This window comes from Krasilnikovia sp. M28-CT-15, from assembly GCF_047159595.1.
In the GTDB taxonomy this organism is placed as follows: domain Bacteria; phylum Actinomycetota; class Actinomycetes; order Mycobacteriales; family Micromonosporaceae; genus Actinoplanes.
This window is the reverse complement of the sequence record NZ_BAAGAK010000001.1, coordinates 2,697,349-2,721,668: the sequence shown is the minus strand read 5'-3', so window position 1 is coordinate 2,721,668 and position 24,320 is coordinate 2,697,349. Positions and strand designations below refer to the sequence as shown.

17 protein-coding genes are annotated in these 24,320 nt (G+C 64.9%); 10 read left to right on the top strand and 7 right to left on the bottom strand.

The window, feature by feature from the left end; translation table 11 throughout:
* Window positions 1–5: 5 nt before the first annotated feature.
* The 4 genes from ACMCNO_RS12770 (at window position 6) to ACMCNO_RS12755 (ending at window position 2,602) form a co-directional block, all read left to right on the top strand.
* The gene (locus tag ACMCNO_RS12770) at window positions 6–548 is read left to right on the top strand and encodes a hypothetical protein (RefSeq protein WP_412749624.1); all 543 of its coding nucleotides are present in this window, start codon (window positions 6–8) and stop codon (window positions 546–548) included.
* A gap of 127 nt (window positions 549–675) precedes the next feature.
* On the top strand, window positions 676–1,572 hold the full coding sequence (gene thyA / locus ACMCNO_RS12765; RefSeq protein ID WP_412749623.1) for a thymidylate synthase: 897 nt from the start codon (window positions 676–678) through the stop codon (window positions 1,570–1,572).
* Window positions 1,569–2,081, top strand: a complete 513-nt coding sequence (locus ACMCNO_RS12760) for a dihydrofolate reductase (RefSeq protein ID WP_412749622.1) — start codon at window positions 1,569–1,571, stop codon at window positions 2,079–2,081. Before thyA ends, ACMCNO_RS12760 begins: the two co-directional genes overlap by 4 nt.
* A 2-nt stretch (window positions 2,082–2,083) precedes the next feature.
* Complete coding sequence (locus ACMCNO_RS12755) at window positions 2,084–2,602, top strand: HIT family protein (protein WP_412749621.1); 519 nt, start codon at window positions 2,084–2,086, stop codon at window positions 2,600–2,602.
* Here ACMCNO_RS12755 and ACMCNO_RS12750 read toward each other — a convergent pair.
* The gene (locus ACMCNO_RS12750; protein WP_412749620.1) at window positions 2,540–3,346 is read right to left on the bottom strand and encodes a deoxycytidylate deaminase; all 807 of its coding nucleotides are present in this window, start codon (window positions 3,344–3,346) and stop codon (window positions 2,540–2,542) included. The two genes, ACMCNO_RS12755 and ACMCNO_RS12750, sit on opposite strands and share 63 nt — an antisense overlap.
* 47 nt (window positions 3,347–3,393) lie before the next feature.
* Window positions 3,394–4,065, bottom strand: coding sequence for an adenylyltransferase/cytidyltransferase family protein (locus tag ACMCNO_RS12745; RefSeq protein WP_412753688.1), 672 nt, complete (start codon window positions 4,063–4,065; stop codon window positions 3,394–3,396).
* A gap of 383 nt (window positions 4,066–4,448) precedes the next feature.
* Here ACMCNO_RS12745 and ACMCNO_RS12740 point away from each other — a divergent pair, with 383 nt between their 5' ends.
* Genes ACMCNO_RS12740 through ACMCNO_RS12720 form a run of 5 tightly spaced genes read left to right on the top strand, consistent with a single transcriptional unit; the run spans window position 4,449 to window position 15,714 of the window.
* On the top strand, window positions 4,449–5,354 hold the full coding sequence (locus ACMCNO_RS12740; RefSeq protein ID WP_412749619.1) for a hypothetical protein: 906 nt from the start codon (window positions 4,449–4,451) through the stop codon (window positions 5,352–5,354).
* Window positions 5,351–10,681 (top strand): hypothetical protein, encoded by a 5,331-nt coding sequence (locus tag ACMCNO_RS12735; RefSeq protein ID WP_412749618.1) that lies wholly within the window; start codon window positions 5,351–5,353, stop codon window positions 10,679–10,681. The genes ACMCNO_RS12740 and ACMCNO_RS12735 overlap by 4 nt, the downstream gene beginning before the upstream one ends.
* A complete protein-coding gene (locus ACMCNO_RS12730) occupies window positions 10,674–12,212 on the top strand; it encodes a thymidylate synthase (RefSeq protein WP_412749617.1) in 1,539 nt (512 codons plus the stop codon). The genes ACMCNO_RS12735 and ACMCNO_RS12730 overlap by 8 nt, the downstream gene beginning before the upstream one ends.
* 34 nt (window positions 12,213–12,246) lie before the next feature.
* The gene (locus ACMCNO_RS12725; RefSeq protein ID WP_412749616.1) at window positions 12,247–12,870 is read left to right on the top strand and encodes a hypothetical protein; all 624 of its coding nucleotides are present in this window, start codon (window positions 12,247–12,249) and stop codon (window positions 12,868–12,870) included.
* Between the two features lie 9 nt (window positions 12,871–12,879).
* Complete coding sequence (locus ACMCNO_RS12720; protein ID WP_412749615.1) at window positions 12,880–15,714, top strand: hypothetical protein; 2,835 nt, start codon at window positions 12,880–12,882, stop codon at window positions 15,712–15,714.
* On the opposite strand, the gene ACMCNO_RS12715 is transcribed toward ACMCNO_RS12720, so the two are convergent.
* Window positions 15,705–16,418, bottom strand: a complete 714-nt coding sequence (locus tag ACMCNO_RS12715) for an HAD family hydrolase (RefSeq protein ID WP_412749614.1) — start codon at window positions 16,416–16,418, stop codon at window positions 15,705–15,707. The two genes, ACMCNO_RS12720 and ACMCNO_RS12715, sit on opposite strands and share 10 nt — an antisense overlap.
* Before the next feature lie 594 nt (window positions 16,419–17,012).
* On the bottom strand, window positions 17,013–21,554 hold the full coding sequence (gene mobF / locus ACMCNO_RS12710) for a MobF family relaxase (protein ID WP_412749613.1): 4,542 nt from the start codon (window positions 21,552–21,554) through the stop codon (window positions 17,013–17,015).
* A 351-nt stretch (window positions 21,555–21,905) separates the two neighbouring features.
* On the opposite strand from mobF, the gene ACMCNO_RS12705 reads away from it, so the two are divergent.
* A complete protein-coding gene (locus tag ACMCNO_RS12705; protein WP_412749612.1) occupies window positions 21,906–22,334 on the top strand; it encodes a hypothetical protein in 429 nt (142 codons plus the stop codon).
* Window positions 22,335–22,441: 107 nt separating this feature from the next.
* On the opposite strand, the gene ACMCNO_RS12700 is transcribed toward ACMCNO_RS12705, so the two are convergent.
* The 3 genes from ACMCNO_RS12700 to ACMCNO_RS12690 all read right to left on the bottom strand — a co-directional run bounded on the left by ACMCNO_RS12700 (window position 22,442) and on the right by ACMCNO_RS12690 (window position 23,911).
* Window positions 22,442–22,600: a hypothetical protein gene (locus ACMCNO_RS12700; RefSeq protein ID WP_412749611.1), complete on the bottom strand. Its 159-nt coding sequence runs from the start codon at window positions 22,598–22,600 to the stop codon at window positions 22,442–22,444.
* Between the two features lie 331 nt (window positions 22,601–22,931).
* Window positions 22,932–23,381 (bottom strand): single-stranded DNA-binding protein, encoded by a 450-nt coding sequence (locus ACMCNO_RS12695; protein ID WP_412749610.1) that lies wholly within the window; start codon window positions 23,379–23,381, stop codon window positions 22,932–22,934.
* 86 nt (window positions 23,382–23,467) lie between these two features.
* Window positions 23,468–23,911: a single-stranded DNA-binding protein gene (locus ACMCNO_RS12690; RefSeq protein WP_412749609.1), complete on the bottom strand. Its 444-nt coding sequence runs from the start codon at window positions 23,909–23,911 to the stop codon at window positions 23,468–23,470.
* Window positions 23,912–24,320: the final 409 nt, after the last annotated feature.

Here is a 24,320-nt window from a genome sequence, read left to right as displayed (position 1 = left end):
AGATCATGGGAGTCACCGTAGGGCCGAGCGACTTCAATCCCTGGAGCCTTTCAAGTTCCACCAATGCAGCAACCCTTGGAGTCACTCCCAAGCAAGCGGTTGAGAGATTTTCGACAGTCCGAGAGCTTCTAAGTATTAACGATTCGATTACGTTGAAAATCATAGGAATCAATGAGATTGCCTTTGGGATGTTTGAGGATGCGATCGCAAATCTAACTGCATCCGGCGCGATTATCGGCATTGCATTCGACTATAATCAGCTTGGCAAAGACTCGGCAACTCTTCCCGAGAGCCGAGTCCGCCACCTCGTTCGCCTAACCCCTCTCGGAGAAGATCGCCCCGGACACGGAACGATAACATCGCCCGAGTTCTCAATGGACTATTCGGGGAGCATTAGGCTATTTGACGATTCCGGCGAGATTCCTCCTGGGACGATGGTGGACTGGCGAGCTCTGACCTCTGCATGCTGGCTCATCCATGGCGGCCTTTGGGCCGTCATGGACGAACATTCGCTCCACAACATCCCCGGTACTCTCCCCAGTCAATAGGCTGGTTTCGTGCCCTCGCCCCTCCCGCTGCAATGCAACACTCCTTCGACAACAACTGACCTGGTGACGTCAATGACAAATCCGATGGCAAGCTCTAACTTGACGATTCCGAGGGCGGGGGAAATCGATGCAGCAATATGAGATGACGGAGCGACGGCCCGATGAGCAATACCGCCAGTTGCTTGAGCGCATCCTCACCGATGGCGAAGAGACTCCGACCAGACAGGGCCCACAGGCCGTTACGCTGATGCAGCAGACTATGCGCTTCGACCTGCGAAATGGCTTTCCGGCGATAACCGAGCGCGACGTCTCGGGCTTTTGGCGCAAAGCGATCGGCGAGCTATGCGCGTTCATCAACGGCGCGACCACCCTGAGCGAGCTAAGTGAGTTCGGATGTGACTGGTGGTCACCATGGGCTACGCTCGAGAAGACGAGCAAGCGGAATCTCCCTGAAGGGTCCCTCGGACCCGGGTCGTACGGCGGCGCGTTCAAGGCCTTCCCGACCGCCGAGGGTCCACCGTTTGATCAGCTCGCCCATCTGGTGGAGCAGATCAGGGAGCTGCCAAACGACCGTACACATTTCGTGTCGCCCTGGATTCCCCAATACCAGGTCCGCGGTAAAGGCAAACTTCCGCGTACCACGATTGCGCCCTGTCACGGCTGGGTACATGTTCGCGTACTTGGCGGACGTTTGCACCTGCATATGTTCCAGCGCTCCGGCGACGTACCCGTTGGAGTACCCTCCAACATGATTCAATATGCGGCGCTCATGCTAATGCTCGAGCAGCTTACTAACATTCCGGCTGGTGTCTACTACCACACAATTTCGGACGCTCACATCTACGCAGATCAAGTCGAGCAGGTACGCAAGATGCTCGGGAGAGAGCCACGGCTTCTCCCGACAATGCAGTTGACGGCCGCCGGGCAGACCGTCCAGAGCATTCACGATTTCCGCGCGGAGCATTTCACACTGACGGACTATTTCCCACACCCAGCCGTCGGCCGGATCCCGGTGTCGCCATGACCACGTGTCTCATTGTTGCGGCGGACGACGCCGACGTCATCGGCCGTGCTGATGACTTACCGTGGCATTTGCCGAGCGATCTCCGGCGATTCAAGGAGCTGACAACCGGTCACGTTATGGTCGCCGGTCGGCGCACTCATCGGTCGATCGTCGATCGCTTGGGCCATGCGCTACCCGGTCGTTGTACCGTCGTCGTCACCAGTCAACCTCAGCGGCTGTCGCCGCTCGACGGGGTAGTGCCCCAGCCAGATGTCGAATCCGCTTTGCACGCGGCGCGCACAATCGCCGCGTTCGCGGGCGACAAGCAGATGTTCGTCATCGGGGGCGCCGAGGTCTACCGGCAGGCGTTGCCCCATGTCGAACGAATATATCTCACGCGCGTGCACGACCGAGTGGCCGGTGACAAAGCCATGCCGGCCGGCTGGCTAGCCGGATTCCAGTTGGTTACCGAGGAGAGAGTCCTCGGGGATGCCCTCCCCTATTCCTTCCAGACCTATGAGCGTCCCTAACTATGCCCCTTTACCACCTCAGCAACTATCGCACCGAGCGCCAGCTCGCGGACATGCTTCGGCTGGAAGCGGACGGGATTTGCATCTTTTGCCCACCGCATCTGGACCACGACGCTGTTCAGCGAACGGTCTATCGGAACGAACACTGGGCGGTCACGCCAAACGAGTTCCCTTATCGAGGCGCCCGACTGCATCTCTTGATGGTGCCGCATGACCACGTGACGGATTTAGCCGACCTTGATCCGCAGGCGCAGGCTTCGTTCTGGAAAACCCTCAGCTGGATTCGCGACCGCTACGACATCACATCGTATGGTATCGGCGTTCGCAACGGTAATGGCCTCTTCACGGGCGCCACCATCGAGCACGTCCACGTGCACGTCATCGTTGGCGACGTCGACGACCCGGCGCACGAGCCGGTACGGATGAAGCTGAGCACACGGCCGGACCGGGAGAAGGAGTCACGATTGCGGGACAGGATCCGCGATATCGACCCAAATCAGCTCGACACCGGCCTGGCGTAGCACAATTTCGCCGTTGAGCAATGAGTACGGACCGGCGAAATAGCAGCGCCGGAAGCCGGCCATGGCGACCAGGCGGGCACAGCTTGGGCACGGGAACGTCGATACGTACAGGTCCGCGCCAGCCAGCGAGCGCCCAGTACGAGCAGCGTTCGCCACAATCGTCGCCTCGGCGTGGATCGCAGTCGAGAGATCGATCCGTACGCCACGACGGAATTCGTTACGAGGGTCACCGTCGATATATGGCGCCTGTTCAGTGGGCAAATGTCTGTTGTACGCCGCGTCGAGTATCTCACCATCACGCGCCGCGACTGCTCCGACCTGCCGCCACCAGTCGGAGCTGCGCTTGGCTAGGTCTGTCGCCTCCCGAATTAGGCGGCGGGGAAGATCGTCTCTAGTGACCACCCCGTCATAGTCAACTGGACGTTGAGCCAGGCTCCATGCACGTTCCCACCGAAGGAACGTGGGCTCGTACTCAATAGTAGCCAGTTTCTGCAGTCCAAAGGTCTCGACGATCGTGCGGGAGACTTCTTCGGCCGGCAGGACAAGTGTGCCGCCAGTGACCGCCTCCAGCATGTCGTCGCGCTCGACGACCCTAACGGGCGGGTGCAGCCCGACGCTGTTGAGATATAGAGCTGCACGCTCGGCTGGAAGCGCGCGGATATCCTTGGTCATTGGCGGATAGTCTTCGGCGAAGGACTTGCCGAGAAGCAGAACCTCGGTTGCGTCTCGATGCCGTTCCAGCAACGCTATGTAGCCAGCTTGGAGGACTGGCAGATAGAGCAGGAGCTGTTTCAGCTTGGCTCCCCAAGTTCGTCGAGAAGGCCCTCAAGCACAGCAGGCGGCAGATCGGGCAATTGCTCGGCGATCCGCTCGGACATGTGCCTGGCCAGGTCGAGCTGTAGCAGCCTCAGTCGGGCTGACGTGCTCACGGTGGCCATCCGCTCGAGGACCTGAACCCGGCCACAGTACTTGGCCTCCAACTCTGAGATCTCGTCCGGCTTGTAGGTATCCTCCGTGGTTACGAGCACGTCCGGGTGCACCGCCTTGATCAGCGACCAGCGCGGCTCATCGGCGGGCTTCAGAGTGACCAGGCCGACACCGCGCTGGTGGGTGACCATACGCAACCGCTCGGCCTCGGGCACCGCGGGACGCCATACGCCCTTCCGGCGGCGGACCTTAGCGTCGCTGTCCACGCCGACAATCAGGAAGTTTCCAAACGCGCGGGCTGCCTCCAGGTACATGGAGTGTCCCTCGTGCAGGATATCGAAGGTGCCGCTGGTAAGTACCACCTTCAGACCGAGCACCCGAAGCGCGGCGACAATCTCGGAGATTCGGTGGTATTCCGGCACGAATCGATCGTCAAAGTTGGATGCGTCGCCGAACAGCCCGCTGGTGTTCGTTCCGGGCTGGTGGGACCACCGTCGTGGCGGCGGCACGGTTGCGGTTGCTGGTTCGTTCATCATGTCCACGGAGCGGCTCGCAGGGCTAGGTTCGGGGATGAGAGCCGACTCGGCAGCCCTCATGCAGCCAGAATTGTAGAACGTGGGTTGGCGATACCTCCGCATCGGCCGTTGGGCTAGGTTGACACCGCTATCCGGACGATGCGGGTCAAGTCAAGCACGACCGCAGGTGCTGGCTGCTTTGGCCTGGGCAGGCTCCCGCGGGAATCACCCAGGGCGAGGTTCACCCTCACTTCCTCCGACGGCGGCACCTGTACGTCGCGCCCTCGGATGCGATGTCGCCGCCGCCGATCAGGCCATGAACATCCGATTAGATGACCCGCAGTGGCAACATTGACAACATAGCGTTACGCACAGCCGGGGACACTCAAGGAAGGTTCGCACCAATGGCCAAGGTCGTTTGCGTGCACGGCATCCGCCAGCAGTTGAAGGGTCCGTACCAGCTCCGTCAGCAGTGGACGCCGGCGTTGCGCGACGGCCTTCGCGCGACGGGTGAGGAAGGGAGACGGGCGGCGGACGGAATGGCCGACGCAGACGTACAGTACGCCTTCTACGGCGACGCCTTCAGGGCGCCAGGGCAGCATCTCGGCGTTGGCGATGCCATAGTGACCCCTGAGGACTTGACCACCTACGAACGGGAGATGCTCGCGCTTTGGTTCGCCGAGGCACAGAGGACCGACCCTAGCCTGGTCGGGCAGGCGGACGAAACACTGACCCGGACGCCGACCACAGTGCAGGGCATGCTCCGGCTGCTGAGCGGCCTAAGGTACTTCGAGAGCCGCGCCCCAGACAGACTCATGCTGGGCGATCTCGTCCAGGTTCGCCGGTTCTTCACAGAGGAGGAAGTCCGGGGGACGGCCGTCCGCAGCGTCGTGGAGTGCATCGACGAAGACACCCGCGTCGTCATTGGACACTCGTTGGGATCAGTGGTCGCATACGAGGCATTGTGTCAGCTCGGCAGCGGTGGGCCCGTCTCAGTGTTCGTCACTCTGGGCTCACCGCTCGGCATTCGGGGTCTGATCTTCGACCGTCTCCGGCCGCCACCCGAACCCGATGGCAACGGGGGCCCTATCGGACGGTGGCCCGGCGGTGTGAGCTCGTGGGTGAACGTAGCAGACGAGGGTGACGTCGTCGCCCTAGAGAAGAATCTGAGCGTTCGCTTCGGGTCACGGGTCGAATCCTGGCTCGTTAAACATGGGGTAAAGGCGCATGATATCGAGCCTTACCTAAGTTCGCGGGAATGTGGGGAAGGGATTCTGCGCGGCTTGGTTGGGGGGACCCGAAGTTCATGACTGGATCGGACGACGAGGCGGAGGGCAGGCGCCTGCTGCTAACCGCAGCCATCGGAAAGTACGATCATTCGCCCGAGGGCGCAGGCTCGTGGAATCGGCCCCAACTGGCCGAGGACGTCGAACGTATCGCTGACGTATTTCATAAGCGCATGGGCTACACGCACACGGTCCTCGGTGGTCTGCGGCTGACGGCGAACGAACTGAAGGACGCGCTCGAAGAACACCTGCGCGACGTGACCCCGCACGATTACGTCGTTGTTTACATCGCCGCGCACGCTGAAATACAGCTGCTCGGGAGGCTAGGCGCGGATCGCTATCTGCTGCTAGCGTCCGACGCCGATCCGACGCGGCGACCGCGCACCTACATCAAGATCCCTGAGCTGGTCGACGTCATGGTAAGCAGTGAGGCTCGAGTCCGACGGCTGCTGCTCATTCTCGACACCTGCTACTCGGGTGCGGGCGCGGCCGAATTCCTCAGTGATGCCATTCAGCAGGTGGACGAGCAGAGGTCCGACGCCGAGCGAACCGTTGGCGTGGGCGTTACGGTGATCAGTTCGTGTCTGGGCATCCAACTGGCCAAAGCCGGCGCGTTCACCAAGGCGTTCCGGGAGGCCGTCCTCAAGGCGTGGCCCACGCGAGGCCAGACCAGGTCGGTCACGGTGGAGGCGGTCATGGCGGCCATGCAGGAAAGCCAGACGCACGAGGGCGAGAAGATTCAACCTAGGATCTTTACGCTGTGGAACGGCGGGCCTCCTGAGTTTCTTCGCGATGCCCACTGGGAAGAGCGCATGGATCTGAGGGAGGCAATAGCCCGCACCGACATGTCGGCAGACCTCGATGGCGTTTTCCTGCCAGCGGCCGAGGGCTTTGTCGGCCGTTCCAGCGCGTTGACCCGCCTCACGGAATGGCTGGACACGTCAAGCGACGGTCGCCCAGCCCTAGTAAGCGGCAACATCGGATCAGGCAAGACCGCTGTGCTCGGGACGCTTTTGAAGATTGCCGATCCCACCCTGCGGCCGGAGTTGCCGTCCAACGGTGGAGGACAACTCGTCCCACCGAAGAACCCCATCGACATCGTCATCCACCTCGGGAAGCGACCAGCGGGTGAAGTTATCGAGCGGATCGCCGGACTGAGACGTGCAGACATCGGCAACCCGAACGAGGAAAGAGAGGATCGTGTCCCGCTCCTCCTTCGAAGTCTCCCTCTACAAGATCGGCCGTTGACCGTACTAATCGACGCAATTGACGAGGCAACCAGCCCGTCCGCGGTCGTCGAACAGGTCATCCTGCCGCTGGCCCGCGGCGGCCGGGGGGCGATCCGTCTGCTTCTCGGCGGCCGAATGCGGGCACTCCGCAGCGTGGTCGACTTACTAGGACGGGACGCGGTCCTGGAGATCGACCTGGACGGCGACTACCTCGACGACATCGCAATGCGTACGTTGATCGACCGGCGTCTGAAGCGAGCGGCCTGGTATGCGCAGACCGACAACGCGGACCGAAGGCAAATCATTGACGAACTCTGGGGCCTCTCGCAGGGTTCCTTCATCGTAGCGAAAGCCGCCGCAGATGCCCAGGCAGCGCGCGCTGAGGCTCCGGATCCCCATGATCCACACTGGCGATCGAGTGTCCCCCGCAGCGCCGGCGCAGCGATGGAAACCGATCTGCGCAAATACAACTTCTCCGGCGACGTCATGGAACTGCTCCGGCCACTTGCGTATGCACAAGGGCGCGGGCTGCCCTTCTCCAACATCTGGCCAGCCCTGGTCGAGGCGCTCGCACCTGACTCCAGGCACACCGATCTGGCCCAGGAGCTAAGAACGGTACGCGATCACGCCTCGTCATACCTCCGCGAGGCCGAGAACGGCGACCCGTACTACGCCTTGGCCCATCGCGCGCTTGCTGAACACCTTCTTGTTGATCGCGATGAGTCGAACGACCAGCGATCCATTGCAGATGCACTGTTGCGAATGGTCGACCGGCTGCCGGACGGCCGGCTGAACTGGGCGGGCGCTCACCCGTACCTCCGGGAACACCTCGCCAGCCACGCTGCCGCAGGCGCCGTGATCGACAAACTCGCGGTCGACCCGGACTTCCTGGTCAATGCTGAACCGTTGGAGCTGCTGGAGGCGCTGAGCGCGACGACATCCAACGTGGCGCGGGCATCGGCGGACGCCTACAGACGCGCGCTACCGCGGCTGCGTAGCAGCCCGGAACGGGAGCGGATCAGCAACCTCGGTCTCGCTGCACTACAGATCGGTGCAGATGGGCTGGCGAAGCGCGTCATCGACGGGTATGCACCAATGCTTGCCGAAGACCCGAGTCGGCACGGACCCGGGCCCTCCTGGCTGCCGCTGTGGGCTGCCTGGCGTCCCGACCAGCCACACCTCACTTTGACCGGCCACCGGCACCGCCTAATCGCTGTCCATGAGGCGGTGGCGGCCGACGGGGTCCAGCTGATCTCGATAGATGCCAGCGGCGCGACAGTTGTCTGGGACCCCTCCACCGGCAAGGTGATCACTGAGGCCAGGGTTCCAGGATCGGGCGAGCCGCGCGCCATCACATTCCTGCGCCTGGCAGGCCGGACGACCGTCGTGGCAGCCGACCAGGACGGCACGCTCTGGCTCTGGGATCCACTCGACGAACGGCACGCGACGTCGCTCGGCCACGCAGACGATGTCACCGCGCTCGCCGCCCTGGCCGGCGTGGAGCCATTGGTCGTCGCGGCTAGCGCAGCGGGAATTGTGACGGTCTGGAACGTCAACCACAACGAGCTGGCCATCACTCTTTCGCTGACCCAGACTCCAGTGACGGCAATTGCCGTGGCCGAGATCGATGGCGCGGCCGTCGTTGCGGCGGGAGATGACCACGGGCAGCTAGCCCTTTGGGACCTCCGCAAGAAAGATCCTTCGGCCGGTGTTCGACGACGGCACCAGTCCTTCGGGATTCTAGCGCTCGCATTCGCTACGTCGGATGAAGGCACAGCGCTGCTAGCTGCGGGCAAGTCGAACCAGGTCGACATCCTGGCATATCCAGCATGGGAATGCATTGCATCGATCAAGACCAGTGGCCTCCAGTTGGACTACGTTCGCACACTGGCCGTCGAAGGCCGGCACGGACCCCCGGTGATGGCCTCCGCCGGGGACGACAGGATCGTGCGCCTGTGGGACCTAACTTCGCGAGAACCGTCGCACGCCCCGCTAGTCGGGCATGAGGCACGCATCGCAGTAGTTGGCTGGGTTACGGTCGACGGCACCCCACGCGTGGTTTCGGGGTGCAACGACGGGACGGTTCGCATTTGGAACGCGGAGAAAAATCCGCCCGCCGAGGCGCCTTTCGTCGGACACAACCGCCTTGTCCGCTGCGCCGCCGTCACCGTCGTACGGCATGCCGGTGAGAGGGTTGCCGACTCAGCCAACCCGGCTACGCCTCGAACCCTACTGGCAACAGCAGGCAACGATCGATCGGTCCGTGTCTGGGATCTGGCCACCGGTGAGCCGGCCTGTCGCGCATTGATCGGACACGGCGATTGGATCGGCGGCGTCGCGTTTGCCCACCTGGATGGCCAAACAGTTGTGGTGTCCGCGGGCGGCGACGGGGTGCGCGTTTGGGATGTCGACACGGGATTGGCATACGGCGCACCCTTGATTGGGCACATCGGGTGGGTTGGCGCGGTCGCGGTGGCCCCGCAGGATGGCGACGTTACCGTCATCACCGCAGGGCGCGACGCCCGTGTACGGCTCTGGAGCCTCCGCACACGTCAGCAGATCGGCGAGCTGCTCGACCCCAGCGACCAGCCTCTTCGGGCCTTGGTTGTAGCCGGTTCACCGGAGTCGCCAGTCGTGCTAGCGGGCGGCGACGGCGGCCACGTGCTGATCTGGGACCTCAAGGCAGGCGGACTGCGGGGTTCGTACGACCACGGCGGACCGGTCCGCGCCCTGACCGTCATGACGCTGGATGGCGTGGAGGTGGTTGGGTCCGCCGGCGATGACGGCTTGATCAGACTGTGGCATCTGGTGTCGCGCGTAGAGACCGGCGTGACACTCCGGCATGGTCCCACACCGGTGCGGGCGCTTGCGACGACCCACCTCGATCACCGAACCGTAGTTCTTTCCGCGGGTGACGACGCCTTGGTCCGAAGGTGGGACGTCAGGACCGGCGAGGCCATCGGCGAGGTGTTCGACAAGCACCACCGCGAGGTGAGGGCCCTCGCCGTACATCAAGACAACGACGGGGATTCCGGTGGCCTGGCGATTTCAGGTGGCGGCGACGGTGTCGTTCACGTTTGGCGTCAGGGCAGCGCTGAGCTTGTTAACTATGCGCGGCCCCGCCACGCCAGCGCCGTCCACGCTGTGACCGCGTTGGAGATTCCGCTCGATCGCTCGTCCTCCGAGTTGGTACTGATCTCGGCCGGCGCCGACCGGAGCATCCGATGCTGGCAGGCGCGGACCGGCCAGGCGATCGGTGATCCTCTGCTCGGTCACAAGGATCGGGTTCGCGCTGTAGCCGCGAAGGTCACGAGCCCAGCCAATGCGCTGATCGTATCCGGCGGCGACGACCACACGGTGCGTGTCTGGGAGTGGCGATGGGGATCCGGCGTCCAACGAACGCATTACACGGCTGCCCTGTCCGGGCACCGTGAGCGAGTCGGCGCGATCGCGCTGGACCACCGTTCGCAAGACGTCGCTTACGCGGTGTCCGGAGACAACGGCGGCGTCCTACGTCGTTGGCACCTGGCCGTCGAAACTGGAACGCTGCTGGCCGACGGGGTGAGCGGGCAGGTCCGGAGCATCGCAATCGACTTGGCCCAGGACCGCGCAACCGTATTCGTTGGCGACAAGGGTGGCGTGCACGCGTGGGACATGGCGACGGGTAGGCAGAGTCCAACGCAGTGGTCTGCACACCGCACCGGAGTGTCCGCCCTTGTAACCGCCGAGCTGGCCGGACGGCAGGTCTTGTTGGTTGCCGCTGACGATGGCCGAGCCGCGGTCTGGAATCGGCACGATGGCACGTGTATCGGTGAGCTGCCGATCAGCCCTGGCCCAAGCGCAAGGGCGATGGCAGCGGTTGGCTCCGGGCCGCTGCTCGGTCGGCTACGAGTCGCGATCGCTGCGGGCGACCACATCCGCGTCGGCGTCATGTCGTACGCGGCCCCATCGGTGACCTGGGATGACGAGGTGACCATCGGCACTGGAAGCAAGGTCCTGGCGCTGGCATGGGTCGACCATCGGACCCTGGGGGTCGGCTGCGATATGGGGCTCCTGACACTGCAGGTGCGAGACGCATTGCCAGAGCTGCTGCGCCGACCGGGGGGCGGCGACCATGAGTGAACTCCGATTCGAGGCGCTTTACTACCCAGAACGTCTCCGCCTCGTGAATATGACCGGCGACGTCGGCATCATTACCTTGTGGACGCAGCTGCCCGTGGCTGAGCGTCGGCTGGCGTCGATTTCTGCGGACCTGCTCGACCCTGGCCGCAGCAGGATAGCGGTCGTTGCCAACCTGTACGGCGACGGCATGTACGCCATGTTCTGCAATCTGCTCTACAATCCGCAGATTCGCTACCTGGTCGCCCTTGGGCAGCGTCTCGGGCAAACGACGACCGACGAGCTGCAGGCGTTCCTTGACCACGGTCTAGAGGAGACTGACCTGCTCGGAACCCGGCTAACGCGAATCACGGGTACCAGCCGCTACTTCCCGACTGGCTCCGACTTTCCAGCCGAGCGCCTCCGCTCCCAGATAACGTTTCGCGCATTCGGCGATTTCAGCGACCCTCGCCTAGCTGAGGAGCTGATCGACTACCTCGAAGGTCTACCCAGGGCGCCAACGCCGGGTGAGTCGGACCGGATCCGCGTCATGCATTCGCCCACGACTCCGGCCGAGTTTGCCGTCCGGCCGTCGTCGGCCCATTCGCACGAGGTTTCCCGCGCGCGACCCTTGGAGTGCTGGCGGGAGCTGGTGACCCGGGTGATGCGGTTCGGCCGTCCTGTGCCTGTAGGCAGCGGAACACGCCTGGAGCTGCTCAACGTCAAAGCCGTCGTCACACACCCGGTAGTGGAACGGGTGGAGGCGCTCGCGCAGTACGGGTTCGAGCTTGACCGCCTATTGGCTTACCAACGCGACATGCTGCGGTCAGGCCTCCCGGCGGGGGTCACCTACACATACGGAAATCGCATGCGCGGATACATCGGCGATGGCCGCCCTGCCTACGATGCCCTACGGGCCGCCGCTGATCTGCTGGCGGCAGATCCACACAGCCGGCACGCGTATGTCGACCTGTGGGACACCAAGGTAGACTTAGAGGACGCGGGATCCGTACCATGCCTCACCACACTGTTTTTCCGCGTATCGGAGGAGCACCTCACGTTGTCGGCGACCTATCGCGCGCACAACCTGCTCATTGCCTGGATCCAGAACATATACGGTTTAATGGCGATCCAGAGTTACGTTGCCGAGAGCGTCGGTCTTCCGATCGGTCCAATCACGGTCTTGAGTCACAGCCTCGGCATCGACCCGAGCAGCTCCCGCTACCCGCTGGGTCGCGCAATCGCCAACGACTGGGACACCGACGACGATCTCGATCCTGACACCGGCCGGCATGTCCTGCGCGCCGATCCCAACGGATACTTCGTTATCAAGGCCGATGAGGACAGTATCGTCGCCGAGCATCGCTACGACGGGCTGCTTCTTAAGCAGTACCGCGCGAAGCGCGCTGCGATCATCGAGCGCCAGATTATCAGTGATCACGCCGTAAGCTTAGTTTCGCACGCTATTTGGGTGGGCCGTCAGCTGGAACGAGCAGAGAACGAATTGCGGGACCGCGGCACGCGCCCAAGTCCCGCACGTTGGGATGATACATAACGTTCGCCTACCTGTCTGAGAGAAGGGAACTCCTTTGCAGATTAAATCATTAGAGAGTTTCGGACCCGACTATCTCCTTAAAGCGCTCGCCACCACTCGACTGCAGGGCTTCGACGGCATCCGACCGTATGCAGACGCAAGGATCTCCCTCGAGGTGATGGACACGGAGTTGCTCGCGCCGGCGCAGCGATATGTGCTGCGACCGACTATCAGCAAGATCACGGAGTTGCGCGCAGCACTAATGGCCCGTGGGCAGGATATCTTCGCACTGAACGGCGGCGTCTTCGTGCAAACTAATGAACAGGAGGACCGGATACCCGTCATCCCTCCAATCATTGAGGAATCACTCGAGCCGGATGGTAGGACCGTCCTGATAATCAACGACGGCATCCACCGCGTCTTCGCCGCCCGTTGCGCTGGCCTACCCATCTCCGTGGTCGTGATACGCGGAGTTCCGGCAGAGCTCCCGTATTATGCCTTTGCGCTCCGAAATGGTTGGGCCGATGTCCAACAACTCGACGAGCTTCCCGAGAGTTTCCAAAAGAAGGAATATCGCATTCCGGGCCAGTACCGGTCTCTATTTCGGGACTTCAATGCGATTTTTCCAGGGGTGCAGACGGTACGCCGCCAGTCAAACCCGGGTCATTTGCGGCCCTGAGGAGCATCGATGTGGTCTATCGATTCGTCCGTTGTCGAGGCGGTGCGGGCTCGCGATGAGCGATACATCAGAACGGTCGAGGTGCCGCAGGAGGATCCTTATCTGGACATTGACTTGATTGGCGATCTTACTCTAACCCACGGCGGGGACACCGACTCGCTGGTCAAAGAGACCCTCGAACGTTTCCGGCGTTTGAGGGAGCCCCTAGTACCACGAAACCGGAAGAGCGATATTCTGATCAATTGCGGTGGCCTGGTAGTCGACCCACCAGAACGTAAGGCTGACCTCTGGGCCCCCCTTTTCGGGGCGATCACCGCAGACGCCGACCAATTTCTGAGTGTTCCAGGGAGCGTCGACGTTCAGGGCCATTTCGACGGACATTACCCCTATTATGAAAGCCTTTTCCCGTCATTCATTCTCAATACAGCTGAGGAACCCCGGCTAGAACCAGTGGCTGTGATCTCGAGGGTGCGCCTTATACAGGAGGGCAAAACGGCTTCGGCCGATGCCTACGTGGCCGTCATTGGCTTCGATTCCAACGATGCTTACTACCACGACCGTTCGATGGGCGACCACGGGCAAGTTGCCGTCGCTCAGCTTGACCGCGCTCGGGACCTAGTCAGGGCGCTGGCCGAAGGCGTCGCCTCCAGTGCGCCGTTGTACGTAATTGCAGTGACGCACCACAGCTTGCTGCCCATTGAGGATCACTTGGTCGAGGGCGTGTCTGACCGTTCACCGCGGAACTTCCATCAGGGGTCACTGAACGCTTTCGGTCTGCTTCACCATTGCACTGGGAGCCGAATCAGCCTCATAATCAACACCCACATGCGGGCCCGAGAGGTCCACTCGCTGATGACCATACCGGTCGAGCCCGGCCGGACCGTGAGCGAGATCAGCATAGTCGCGTGCCCCTCGTTCGAACCAGTCGCCGAGCGCCTCACCTCCGGCTTGGCACACCTCCGCATCAACATTTGGCGGGGCGAGGCCGAGATCGGCTACGCCTACAACGATCCAGACGCGACCGGCGAACCGCGTCAGACGCAAGTCATACGCAGCCTCGCCTCCGCATCCCGAGTCTCCGCTGCAGAGCAGCGGCTTCACACCAAGATCAAGAAACTAATCGCCGACGAACGCGAGCGAGCGGATAATCCTGCGCATCTACAGACGGAGATCGATCGCTTCGAGCGCTACTGCGACCAGGTCTGGGAGCTGGACGGCTACGCTCCCTTGACATTCGCAGACGGCACAATTCCGAGGATGCGCGTCGGTCGGTTCGTCCGCTATAACCTTCTTCTGCTACTCCGAAAGCAGGGCAACGGTTCGGAGTATGAAATGTTGATGAGCCACCACACACCGTTAGGTCCGCCGCGTCTGGCCGACTGGAACTCAATATTGTTACCCGCCTTCACCAGTGTCCGCGACCTGCTCGAGCATCTGCGCGACGATGTGGTAAGGCAGGTAACAGACCAGGCAGGCGACCTCGATAAGGCGCGCGACGCCAAGCGCCTCGAAGAGGCGGTAGAGCGTATCCTCGATGAGGACAACGACCCGGAACGACCAATCTGGGATGATACGCTTCGCGAGGTCAGCACTATGAGACGGCTGAAGATTTCTCCCACAACGGGACAGGTCACTGAGTACGAATACCACTTACTGACGATTTTGCCCTTGGTCGAGGCTAGCGAGCCTGAAGGCGCGGTTAATGACGACGCCGCGCGGATTCGGAGCTGGCTAAACGCGCTGCCCGCGATACGTCCCGATCTGCAGCTGTCGAGCCTACCAAGCTGTGCACCCATCGAGGCGATTGAGCAGGGTGGTGCCGGGCTGCGGTGGGAGCCGAGTGTCGAACTCGAGGACACATACGACCAGGACGTCCGGTGCACGTTCAAGATCCCTCCGGGCGCGATCTGGTGGCCGATCGCTGCATCGGACGAATCAACCGGCCCGTGGACCCGTTCGCCTGCAATCACCGCTCGCAACGCAGATGTGATGCGTTGGGTCGACAGCGTCCTCAATGCGAAGCGACTGGCCGACGGCAGCTATCCGGCGGAATTGGTCCTGGAAGGGGCAAACGCTTCGGAGCATCGGGAGCTAATTGTCGAAGAGACACACTCGTTCGCCGATACGTGCGCGGCGCTCATCAACGTAACCTATGACCTTCGGTCAGATCTGTTTGGGCAGAGTGTGTATGCCGGCAAGGAGATCCGTCGCGTCGTGCTAGTGCGGGGGCCGCACGGCTCGCGACGGCGCGATGCTATCCTGGTTTTGAACGCTGACGATAGACGCGAGCTTGGCGTCCTCCGGCCGGTCCAGCGGTATGTCCGGTCGCCAGGAATCGATCGTGCGGAGGAGATCTATCAACGCCTCACACGTGCCGAATATGACCCGTGGGGCTATGTCCGAGCCCGGAAGGGTCCTGCCACCAATCTGGTATCAATAACGCCACCGATCATCGAACAGGTCGCCTGGGAAGACTGTGAATCCGACGACGGCCGCGAGTTCCTCCTGTGTGACGGCAACCACAGAGTGGTCAACAGTGTTTGGAATCACCGCCGGGAATTGGCGGCCGTCGCAGTCATCGGGGAACCGAATCAGCCCTATTATGCTCACCCGTTCGGAACCTACGAATGGCAGTGCACGAGCGACACACAGGTCACCCAGTCGGTTGACAATCGATTCAAGTATAATGCACGCGCCGTCACCGACGATGACCTTCAGGCCCTAAGTCCTCAGGCGCGGGAAAAACTACGCAACCTCGGCGGTTCGCTCCTCTATCGCCGGTACTTCCGAGACCTAACCTCCGGATTTGGTGACGTCGGCGGCCAAGGAGGAGACTACCTGTGAGACTGACCGGCTAGCACCGCCTCGATCAAGCCTGCATCAAGCTCGTCGATCGAAACGAGCGTCTGGCTGGGACGCGGTCTATCTCCGTTGATGACGGCAGCGAGCGACTCGACCTCACGGTGCGGGCGATGCAGTAGCCAGATAGTACGAATGCCGAGCTCTGCCGATGGCGCCATATCATCGACGTAGGAGTCCCCGATCATGACAGACTCCGCTGGCTTCGTTCCAGCAATTTCCAGTGCTTGGCGGAACATGACTGTCGATGGTTTCGGGAAGCCCACCCGAAATGAGAAGAGTTGGAGATCCGGATCGACGCACTCATCCAGGAAATCGCCGAAATGCACCCTGACCGATTGAAGGAATGGAGGCCAGATGTTCGAAATCACGGCAAACCGCAAGCGATGAGACTGGAGAGATTCCAGTATGCTCCGTGCCTCCCTGATTGGCTCAGCAACTTCAGTCTGCCTTGCCCAGACCTCGGCGACGACATCCTCGGTGACCTGGGAGCGCCTGCCCGCAAGATTGTCTAGAAATCCGGCCACCTCCGACGGCGCAGCGAAGGGAGTCGCCATTAGAGCCGCAAATAGGTCTCGTTTGTGTGCACGGGAAAGCCCCAGCCGGCTTGCCATTTCGTCGGCAGGCCCCTGTGCTGGCCCGGAGACTAGCGTGCCTCCAAGGTCGAAAATCACCAACGGGGTGTACATTTCCCTCCGTTCTCCGAGCACGTCCCGCGTGTGGCCGCCACCGCCACTGGAGGAGACCCGCCAGGTCTACCAAGCTACTGGAACTGCATCCGTGACCGGTCTGGCCATTAGCGGGCCGCATGAGCCCAGTGCCACGGAGATCCAGAGCCCGGTGCAGGGCGGCGCGAACCCCAAGTTGCCCAGACAGTCGTTGAGTTGCTCGACCCAAGCTGTTGTCGTGCGACCTCGCTAGGTTCGTTCGATGCAGTCTGCCGGAGACCATCCCCGAGTTGCCAGTCCAGCCGCGTGACCCGCTTGTCGCGGTCGCGGCATTGCAGGCCAATCGTCCAATGACCGACGGTCTCGGCTCGCACGACAGTTGTCCATCGACCTTGAGGTCCAAGCGTCGACCGCGTGAGATGGTGGCGCGCCTGCAGGTACGGCGACTCCCCCGACCCGGCGGCCTGCGCAAGGGTAGGGCGCCTCGCGCAAGGAGCTACCGGCCCACAACCAAGTAATGTCGGTCGTGGTCGCTCGTCTCTGAGCGTGAGCCTCTCGACGATGTCGCCGAAGCCTTCCTCTTCTGCCCTGCCGGGACGTGATCGCCGCGGCTGTCTACTGGGTGATCTCGATGTCGTGGCCGTACTCCACGGGCGGCTGCTCCATCGGGGGTTGACTGGACATTCGCGGGGCAATCGGTCGGACGACGGCAGATTCCGACGGGGCGGGCGATGTCGGCCCAGGCGCCGGGGGTTCTGGGTTGGGGTGCATCAGGCCGCGGTGCACGAGTTCGGCGTGAAGGGCGGTGGCGTAGAGCGGGGCGGCGATGAGGGCGTCGGCGTCGCTGCGGTGGTGGCCGAGCCAGTCGTTGCCGAGCCGCCCGGCGATGGCAGCGGTGATGCTGTCGCGGTCGTTGTCGGGCAGGGAGAGGTACAGGTCTGCGCTGATCCGGGCCGTCGTGGAATCCACGGGACGGGTGTGGGGGTGGCGGGCGGCGAGGACCGCGTTTGCGGCGTGCAGGTAGGCGCGGTGCCCGGCGTTGTCGGCGCTCTGGTAGGCGCCCAACGGCTGGGTGGGGTCGTCGGTGGTGAGCTGGTGTTGGTCGCGGTAGGCGGCCACGATCCCGACGTGGCGCAGCCACGCGGCGAGCTGTTTGCCGTCGGTGGTGGGGCGTTCGCCGAGCCCGGCCAGCCACGCGGGACGATCCGCGAGGGCTTGCATGGTGAGTTCGTGGCGGCGCTGCTGGACGAGGGTATCGGCGTCGCCGAGGTACGCCGCGTACTGCGCCGAAGTCGCCGGCGGGTTCGCGGGCAGCCACGGCAAAGCCCCGGCGGCCGGGGCAGGCCGGGTGTAGTGGTGGATGCGGCCCCGGATGACGTCGAGGTCGCGGCTGGGCTGGACACCGGCGAGGAGCAGCTCGGCGGGTTGGCCGTGGTTTTCGGCGGCTTTGAGGGTCCAGGCCAGGGCCCGCCACGCGTCGACACCGCCCGGTTCGGCCGGGGCGGGCGCTTGCTGGAGATGCTGGTTGATGCGCCAGGCCAGGACTTGGGACGTGGACCGGACCCCGGTCATGGGCCGGGACAACGAGGCGGTGAGGGTGACGATCACGGGGTGGTGCCCGGCGTGTTCGGCGCGGGCGATCGCGCTGCGCAGCGCCGGCCACGCCGGTTCCGCGAGGACCCGGTCGGCGTCGTCGGCGAAGATCGTTCGCACGATCTTGGGGTAGTCGGTGCGGTCGGTGTGCGGGTCGGTGTGCAGCAGCCGCGGCGGTTTGACCGCCTCGGCCGGGTCCAGAACCTCCTTGCCGTGGCTCTTGCCGCGCAGCAGGTCCGCGTAACGGGCGGCGTCCTGCAGCGTGGGCTGCGCCAACGCGGCCACGGGCGCCCGGCCGTCGACGTGTTCCTGGATCCGCCAGGTTAATAGCTCGGCCGGCGATTCGGCCTGGTCGAGGGGGCCGCGGCGGACGGTAGCGGCGAGGACCTGCGGAAGGTCCCAGCCGTCGCCCTCGACGGTGCGCAGGGTGCGGATGACGGTCGGCCAGGACGGGTCCCGCAACACCGCCCACGCGTCATCGCGCAGGACCGTCTTGAGCAGGCCGCGGAGCCGGTCGGTGTCGGCCTTGTCCGCGGCGTGCCGCAGCCGTGGCAGGATCGTGGCGAGGCTCCGCGCGTCCTTCCGGGCCGCCGCGATCGCCTCGGTCGCTGACAGTTGGGCGCCGGTGGTGGCCAGGACGGTTTCGAGGATTTCCCGGGCGGCGCGGGCGTGCCGGTCGTACACGGTGCGGTCCATCCGGGCGTCCTCAGCGAGGGGCAGGATGCGGTGCGTGACCGCGTAAAGGGTGGTGTGCTGCCGGGCGCGGGTGGCCGCGACGTACAGGGTTTCCCGGGTCATGTCGGCGGTGATCAGCGCGTGGGCGGTGTCGACGGTGGCGCCTTGTGCCCGGTGCACGGTGGTCGCGTAACCGAGTTCGACATGCGCGGCGACGTACTCGGCAGGCAGGTTGAGGGTGCCGCCGTGCCCGTGGTGGCGGACCTTCAGCGAGCCGTCCTTCAGCCGGTGGGTGACGGTCCAGGCGTCGCCGTTACGCACCCAGTCCTTGCCCCGGTTGACGGTCAGCTTCCGGTGGTTGCGGCGGGTCACGATCCAGTCCCCGCGCCCGGCGCAGGTGCCGTCGTGCAAGGGTGTGCCCTCAGCCGCGACCTGCCCGGCGGCGACCCGGTCCGCGCGGGCCCGCGCGGACAGGTCGGTGACACCGGCGCTGGTGGAGGCGAGCAGCAGGGTGCGCAAACCGCGGGTCATGTCGGTGTGCCAGGCGGTGTATGCCTGTTCCAGCATGGCCTCCGCCGACCCACCGGCCAGGCGGTTGTGCTGCTGGTAGTAGTCGAGGGCGGTGGTGTCGCCCTCGCGGAGCCGGCGGGTGGTGTCGGCCTCGGCGGGGTTGGTGAAGCGGTGCAGCTCGGTCAGCTCCACGGCACCGACCTCGGTGGATAGGAGGCGCAGCGCGCCGCCGGATTCGACGGCGGACAGCTGCCGGTGGTCACCCAACAGGCGGATGGTGGCGCCGTACCGGTGGGCGATGTCGCGCAGGGTGTCGAGGTTGCGGGTGCCCGCGAGGCCGGCTTCGTCGACCAAAATCACGTCACCTGCGTTCACCTGGTAGAAGCGGCGGTGGGCGGGGATCCGGCCGTGGCGGTCGGGTTCGCGCTGGCCGTTGGTGAAATGCTCGTACACGAATTTGTGCACATTCTCCGCCTGCGTACCGCCGAGATCGGCGGACAGCACGGCCGCCGCCGAAGCGGAGGTGGCCAGGGGAATGAGGCGGCGGTGCTGCTGGTGCACGACGTACTGGTAGGCGCGCATCGTGGTGGTCTTGCCCGCCCCGGCGGGGCCGAGCCCGACGGTGATCAGGTGCGGGTCGGTCGCGAACACGGTGACCATGGCCCGCTGCCCCGGGTCGAGGCGGGTGCCGGTGGCGGTCTCGAACCTGTCGAGCAACGCGTGCACCGCCGCGGTCGCCGGGGCGTCGGCGACCGGGGTTCGGGCGGCGTCCAGGAGGCGCTCCTCGGCGTCGAGGATCGCCCGGCTGGTGTAGCGGGCGGCGCCGTGTTCCACGAACACCGACTCGCCGTCCGGGCGCCGCAACACGGCTGGCTCGGTCAGCGGGGGCTGCATCGTGACGGGCACGGACTGCTCAACGGCGGCGTCGACGACCTGTTCCAGCAGAGCTTTTCGGGCTTCGGGATCAGCGAAGGTGATGCCGTCGGGGAACAGCGACTGCGGCGGGCGGCGCAGCATCCGGTCGGCCTCGGCGCGCAGGTTCCACACGGTCCACGTCGACCGTGATATCTCCGCGTGCCCGACCGCCAGGCCGGCGAGCGTGCCGATCTCCTCCGGCAACAAGGTGCTGGACAGCCGCGCCGTCACTTCGGCCGGACCGCGTGCGGTGATCACGTCGCGGAGTGTGCGGCCGGCGCGGCGCCCGTGTTCGGCGATCAGCTGGGCGGTCCACTGCGCGCGGAGCTCGGCGAGGGTCCGAGGGTGTTGTTTGGGGCCGCGGGTGTCGAGGTTCGCGCGTTCGGCCAGCTTGAACGCGGCCTGATAGTCGGGGTCGTGGCCGTGGGCGCGCCGGTATTCGACGATCAGGTCTTCGTAGCGGTCCTCGATCTGCGTGCGCCGTGACGAGAACGACCGAATCCATTCCAAGGGAATCCCGGCGACCTCGCGGACCGGATACCGCTTGCCGACGGTGTCCGCGCGGGTCTCGAACTCGACACCGAGCAACTGGCTGGCCAGGGTTTCGACGGTCGAGTTGTAGTGCTCCGAGGCGGCGACACCGATGCGGAAGAGCGCGCGGCCGTCGACGCTGCGCCACCCACCATCGACACCTTGGATCTTGTTGGAGATGGCGACGTGGGTGTGCAGGTTCGGGTCCCCGTCGCGGGAGTCGTAGTGGTCGAACAGCGTGTAGATCAGGCCCTTCGTGGCGATCTGCGCCTGCCCCACGTCGCCGGTGCGGGTGAACGCCGCGTGTTCCTCCAGCAGTGCGAGGGCGGCGTCGCGGGCGCGTTCGTGCGCCTGTCGGACGGCGGCACGGACCCACTGCCGCTCGTCCAATGCCCACAGCAGGACCAACGATTTGACCGGGGTGAACACCAGGTCATAACCCGCGACGCCGCCCCGCGCACGGCGCGCCTCTTCGCTGCGGACCTTGCCGATCTCGGCCTGCGTCGCGTCGCGCCCGGTCTCGGTCTCGATGACCGCGAGACGCGCGGCGACCCGCTCGTCGAAGTGTTCGAGGGTGGCGTAAACCGGGAAGCGGCGGCCGAGGGTCGCGGCGCGCAGCGCCGCCAAGGACAGCTTCTCGACTTGTTCCTCGGTCATGCCGGCGCGGGTGTGCTTGCGCAGGTAGTCCTCGATGATCCGGTCGGCGTCCGGGTGCATGCCGGAGCCGAACAGGTGCCGCATCTGCGTCTCGGTCACCTCACCGGACAGCCCGAGCGCGGTAATGCCGCGCCCGGACCAGCGGCCAGGCGGGTTGCCGTGCGCGGTGTAGTAGGCGGCCGGATCCGCGCCGGGGACGGGGTCGCAGTCGCCGCCCGCGACGTGCCGGGTCAGGTAGGTGTAGCCGTCACCGACGGACAATTTGTGCAGGGTCATCACGGCCATTCACCTCCTGTTCCGCATGACTCTGCCCGCGGATTCAAGCGATTTTCGGCGGACGCACTGTGGGCTATTTATGGAGTTCGGGTTAGGGAGGCTACCCGAGGTTTTCATCCGTGGCCAGAGCATCTGCAAGAGGTGTGCCGTCGTTTTCGTGTGGCGGCCATGATGGGACGTTTAGGCTGTTCAGGCGGCTGATGCAGGTGGGTTTGTGGTGGTTATCATTTTTGTTTGTTGTGGCTTCTCTTTGCTTGTCTTGAGTTGTTTTGAATTTCGGACATGACCTTGAGAGAATTGGCGGGTGGTGGCTATGGTTCGGGCATGGCGAAACGGATGACAGGTGCAGGTGTGAATCGTTCGGCGGCGCGGAAGGCGTCTGCGGTCGCGGCGTTGCGGCGGGCGCGGTTGGCGGCGCATGAGCAGCAGGTGACCGACGCGGTCGCGGTGTTCTTTGACCGGACCGGCCGCGTCGCGTCTGTCCGGGCGGAGGCGGCCGAGCGGGCGCAGCGGATCGTCGCGGACGCCGAGCAGGCGGCGGCGGTGCTCATGGCTGAGGCGGAGACCGCGGTCGCGGCGCTCAAGGCGCTTGGGGAGCCGGTGGTGGAGATCGCGGCGATACTCGACGTGCCGGTGTCCACGGTCCGTGCCGCGCTCGCCCGCGCGGACCAGCCCACGGACCGGGCACCGGCGCGCACGGCCGATGTGCCGGCGGCTGCGGCTGGCGGTCGTGGTCCGGCAGTGCTCGCTGGTGACGCCGTCGACGGCGGCTCCGGTTAGCCGATGCGAGCTTCGGCGCGGACTCGCCGGAGGACGTGAGGAAACCGAGCATGGCGGCAGGGCCGAGCCTCGTACAGAGTTCGGCCCTGCTTGGTGTCAGCCGGGTTCTACCGACGGCGGTAGCCGGTGACAATGCGGTACTCGGCGGCGTCGACTGCGTTGCCAGGCGTGTAGTAGTCCTTCTGCCCGGCGAGCAGGAACCGGGTCGCGCGGCGTGCGGTCGTGGTTGCCGCGTCGAGCGGGCGTGGGGTGGTGGTGCGCTGCATCGCAGACTCCTTAATGACGGGGATGGTGGCCCCGGCGTGGTGTGCCAGGGCCGAGGCGGGCGGCGGGGTTGCCGTGCCTGGCTACTGCGGGGGTGTCCACCACCACTGGCTTGTCTCGTGGTGGCGTTCGCCGGGTCCGGCGGCGCAGTCCGGACACGGCCTGGAAGGTGTGGGTTCGCGCATTCGGCGGTGTGGTCGACGAACCAGCCGTCGCAGCACGCCTTCGGGGGGGAACGTTGATCGGTTCGGCGGGCGCCCCGGCTCCTGTCCGCGGTGTCGTGGCGAGTGGGCCGGACGGCGGTGCGCCCGGCCCAATCGAATGCGCGGCGGGTCAGCGGTGGTGGACGAGTTCGCGGTCGGCGACGACCTCGGGGTAGGCGTCGGCGGCGTAGCGCTCTCCGTCGCCGGTGACGACGATGTCGCCTCGGCGCTGCTTCGTCTGGGTGCCGGCATGCGCGTCGGTGAACCGCATCGACACCGACACGTTGCGTGCCTGCACCTTCAGTGCGGGCAGTTCGCTGTCGTTGATGTAGGGCAGCAGCTGCCCGGCCTCCACGACCACCTGGTCGCCGCGGACCAGGTTGCGCACGCGCGACGCGAGGTCGCCCCAGCACATGACCTCGAAGAACATCGCCTTGGCGTCTTGCCACTTGCCGGTGGCGTCGCGGTACCGGTCGCGGTGCACGATCGGGAACTGCACATACTCGCGGCCGTCGCGGGTGTGCCCGCTGACTGGGCTGGCGGTGAGGCGGCCTTCGATGACAACGGTGAACAGGGACATCAGAACGAACCCTCCAAGCGAGGTGAGCAACAACAGGGGGTGGCCGGGGGTGGGGGCCGCCCGAGACCGGGCGGCCCGCACCGGGGTCAGAAGGCAGGCTCGTTCTCGCGGTCGGCCATCTCGGCGTCCCACGGGTCGCGCTCGTCGCTCTCGACGGCGTGGCCAGGGCGCTGGCTGACGACCTCGGCGCCCTTGAACCTCATGCTCAGCGACACGTTCGCGGCGGTGACCTGCAACTGCCCGGTCGGCCGTTCGGCGTCGGGCAGCTGGTACGCCCACACGGACAGGTCGTTGCGGCCGTCGACGATGACGGTGTCGCCCTTGCGCAGGTGCTCCGCGCACCGCTCGGCGAGGGCTTCCCAGGTGGTGACGGTGAGCCACATCGTGGGGCCGTCGACCCACTCGCCGGCGGTGTTACGGCGGCGGGTGTTGTGCGCAACCCTGAACTTGCACAGGGCCTTGCCCGTGGGGGTGAAGCGCAGCTCGGGATTGTCGGCGAGGTTGCCTTCGACGGTGAGGGTGAACTGCATGACGGTGACTCCGAATCTGATGGTGCGGTGCGGCCCCCGTGTTCTGGGCTGGACTGGTGTGCGCCCGGGGTGTCGGGGTGCCGCGCTGACGGGGCCGGTCAGAGCCCGCCGGGGGACGGGGGTGCAAGCCATCCGGGGGAGAAGATTTGGCGTCGAGCGCAGCGAGACACGCCCGCCAAATCTTCGGAAGGAGGGGCTTCGCGCCCCCGCCCCGTCGGTGGGCTGACCTTCGGGCTCCTTCAGCCGGTGCCCCGGCCACCACCCGGGACCACCCGCACTGCCCCACCCTGGGGCGCCGCTGCGACGGGCCGAGATCGACCGGATTGCCGACCCGTCCACATCGTGGTAGCCCGGCGGGGCTGGTGGCGGCGGCTGGTCAGCCTGGTCCGCTGACGCTTGCGTGGGGCCG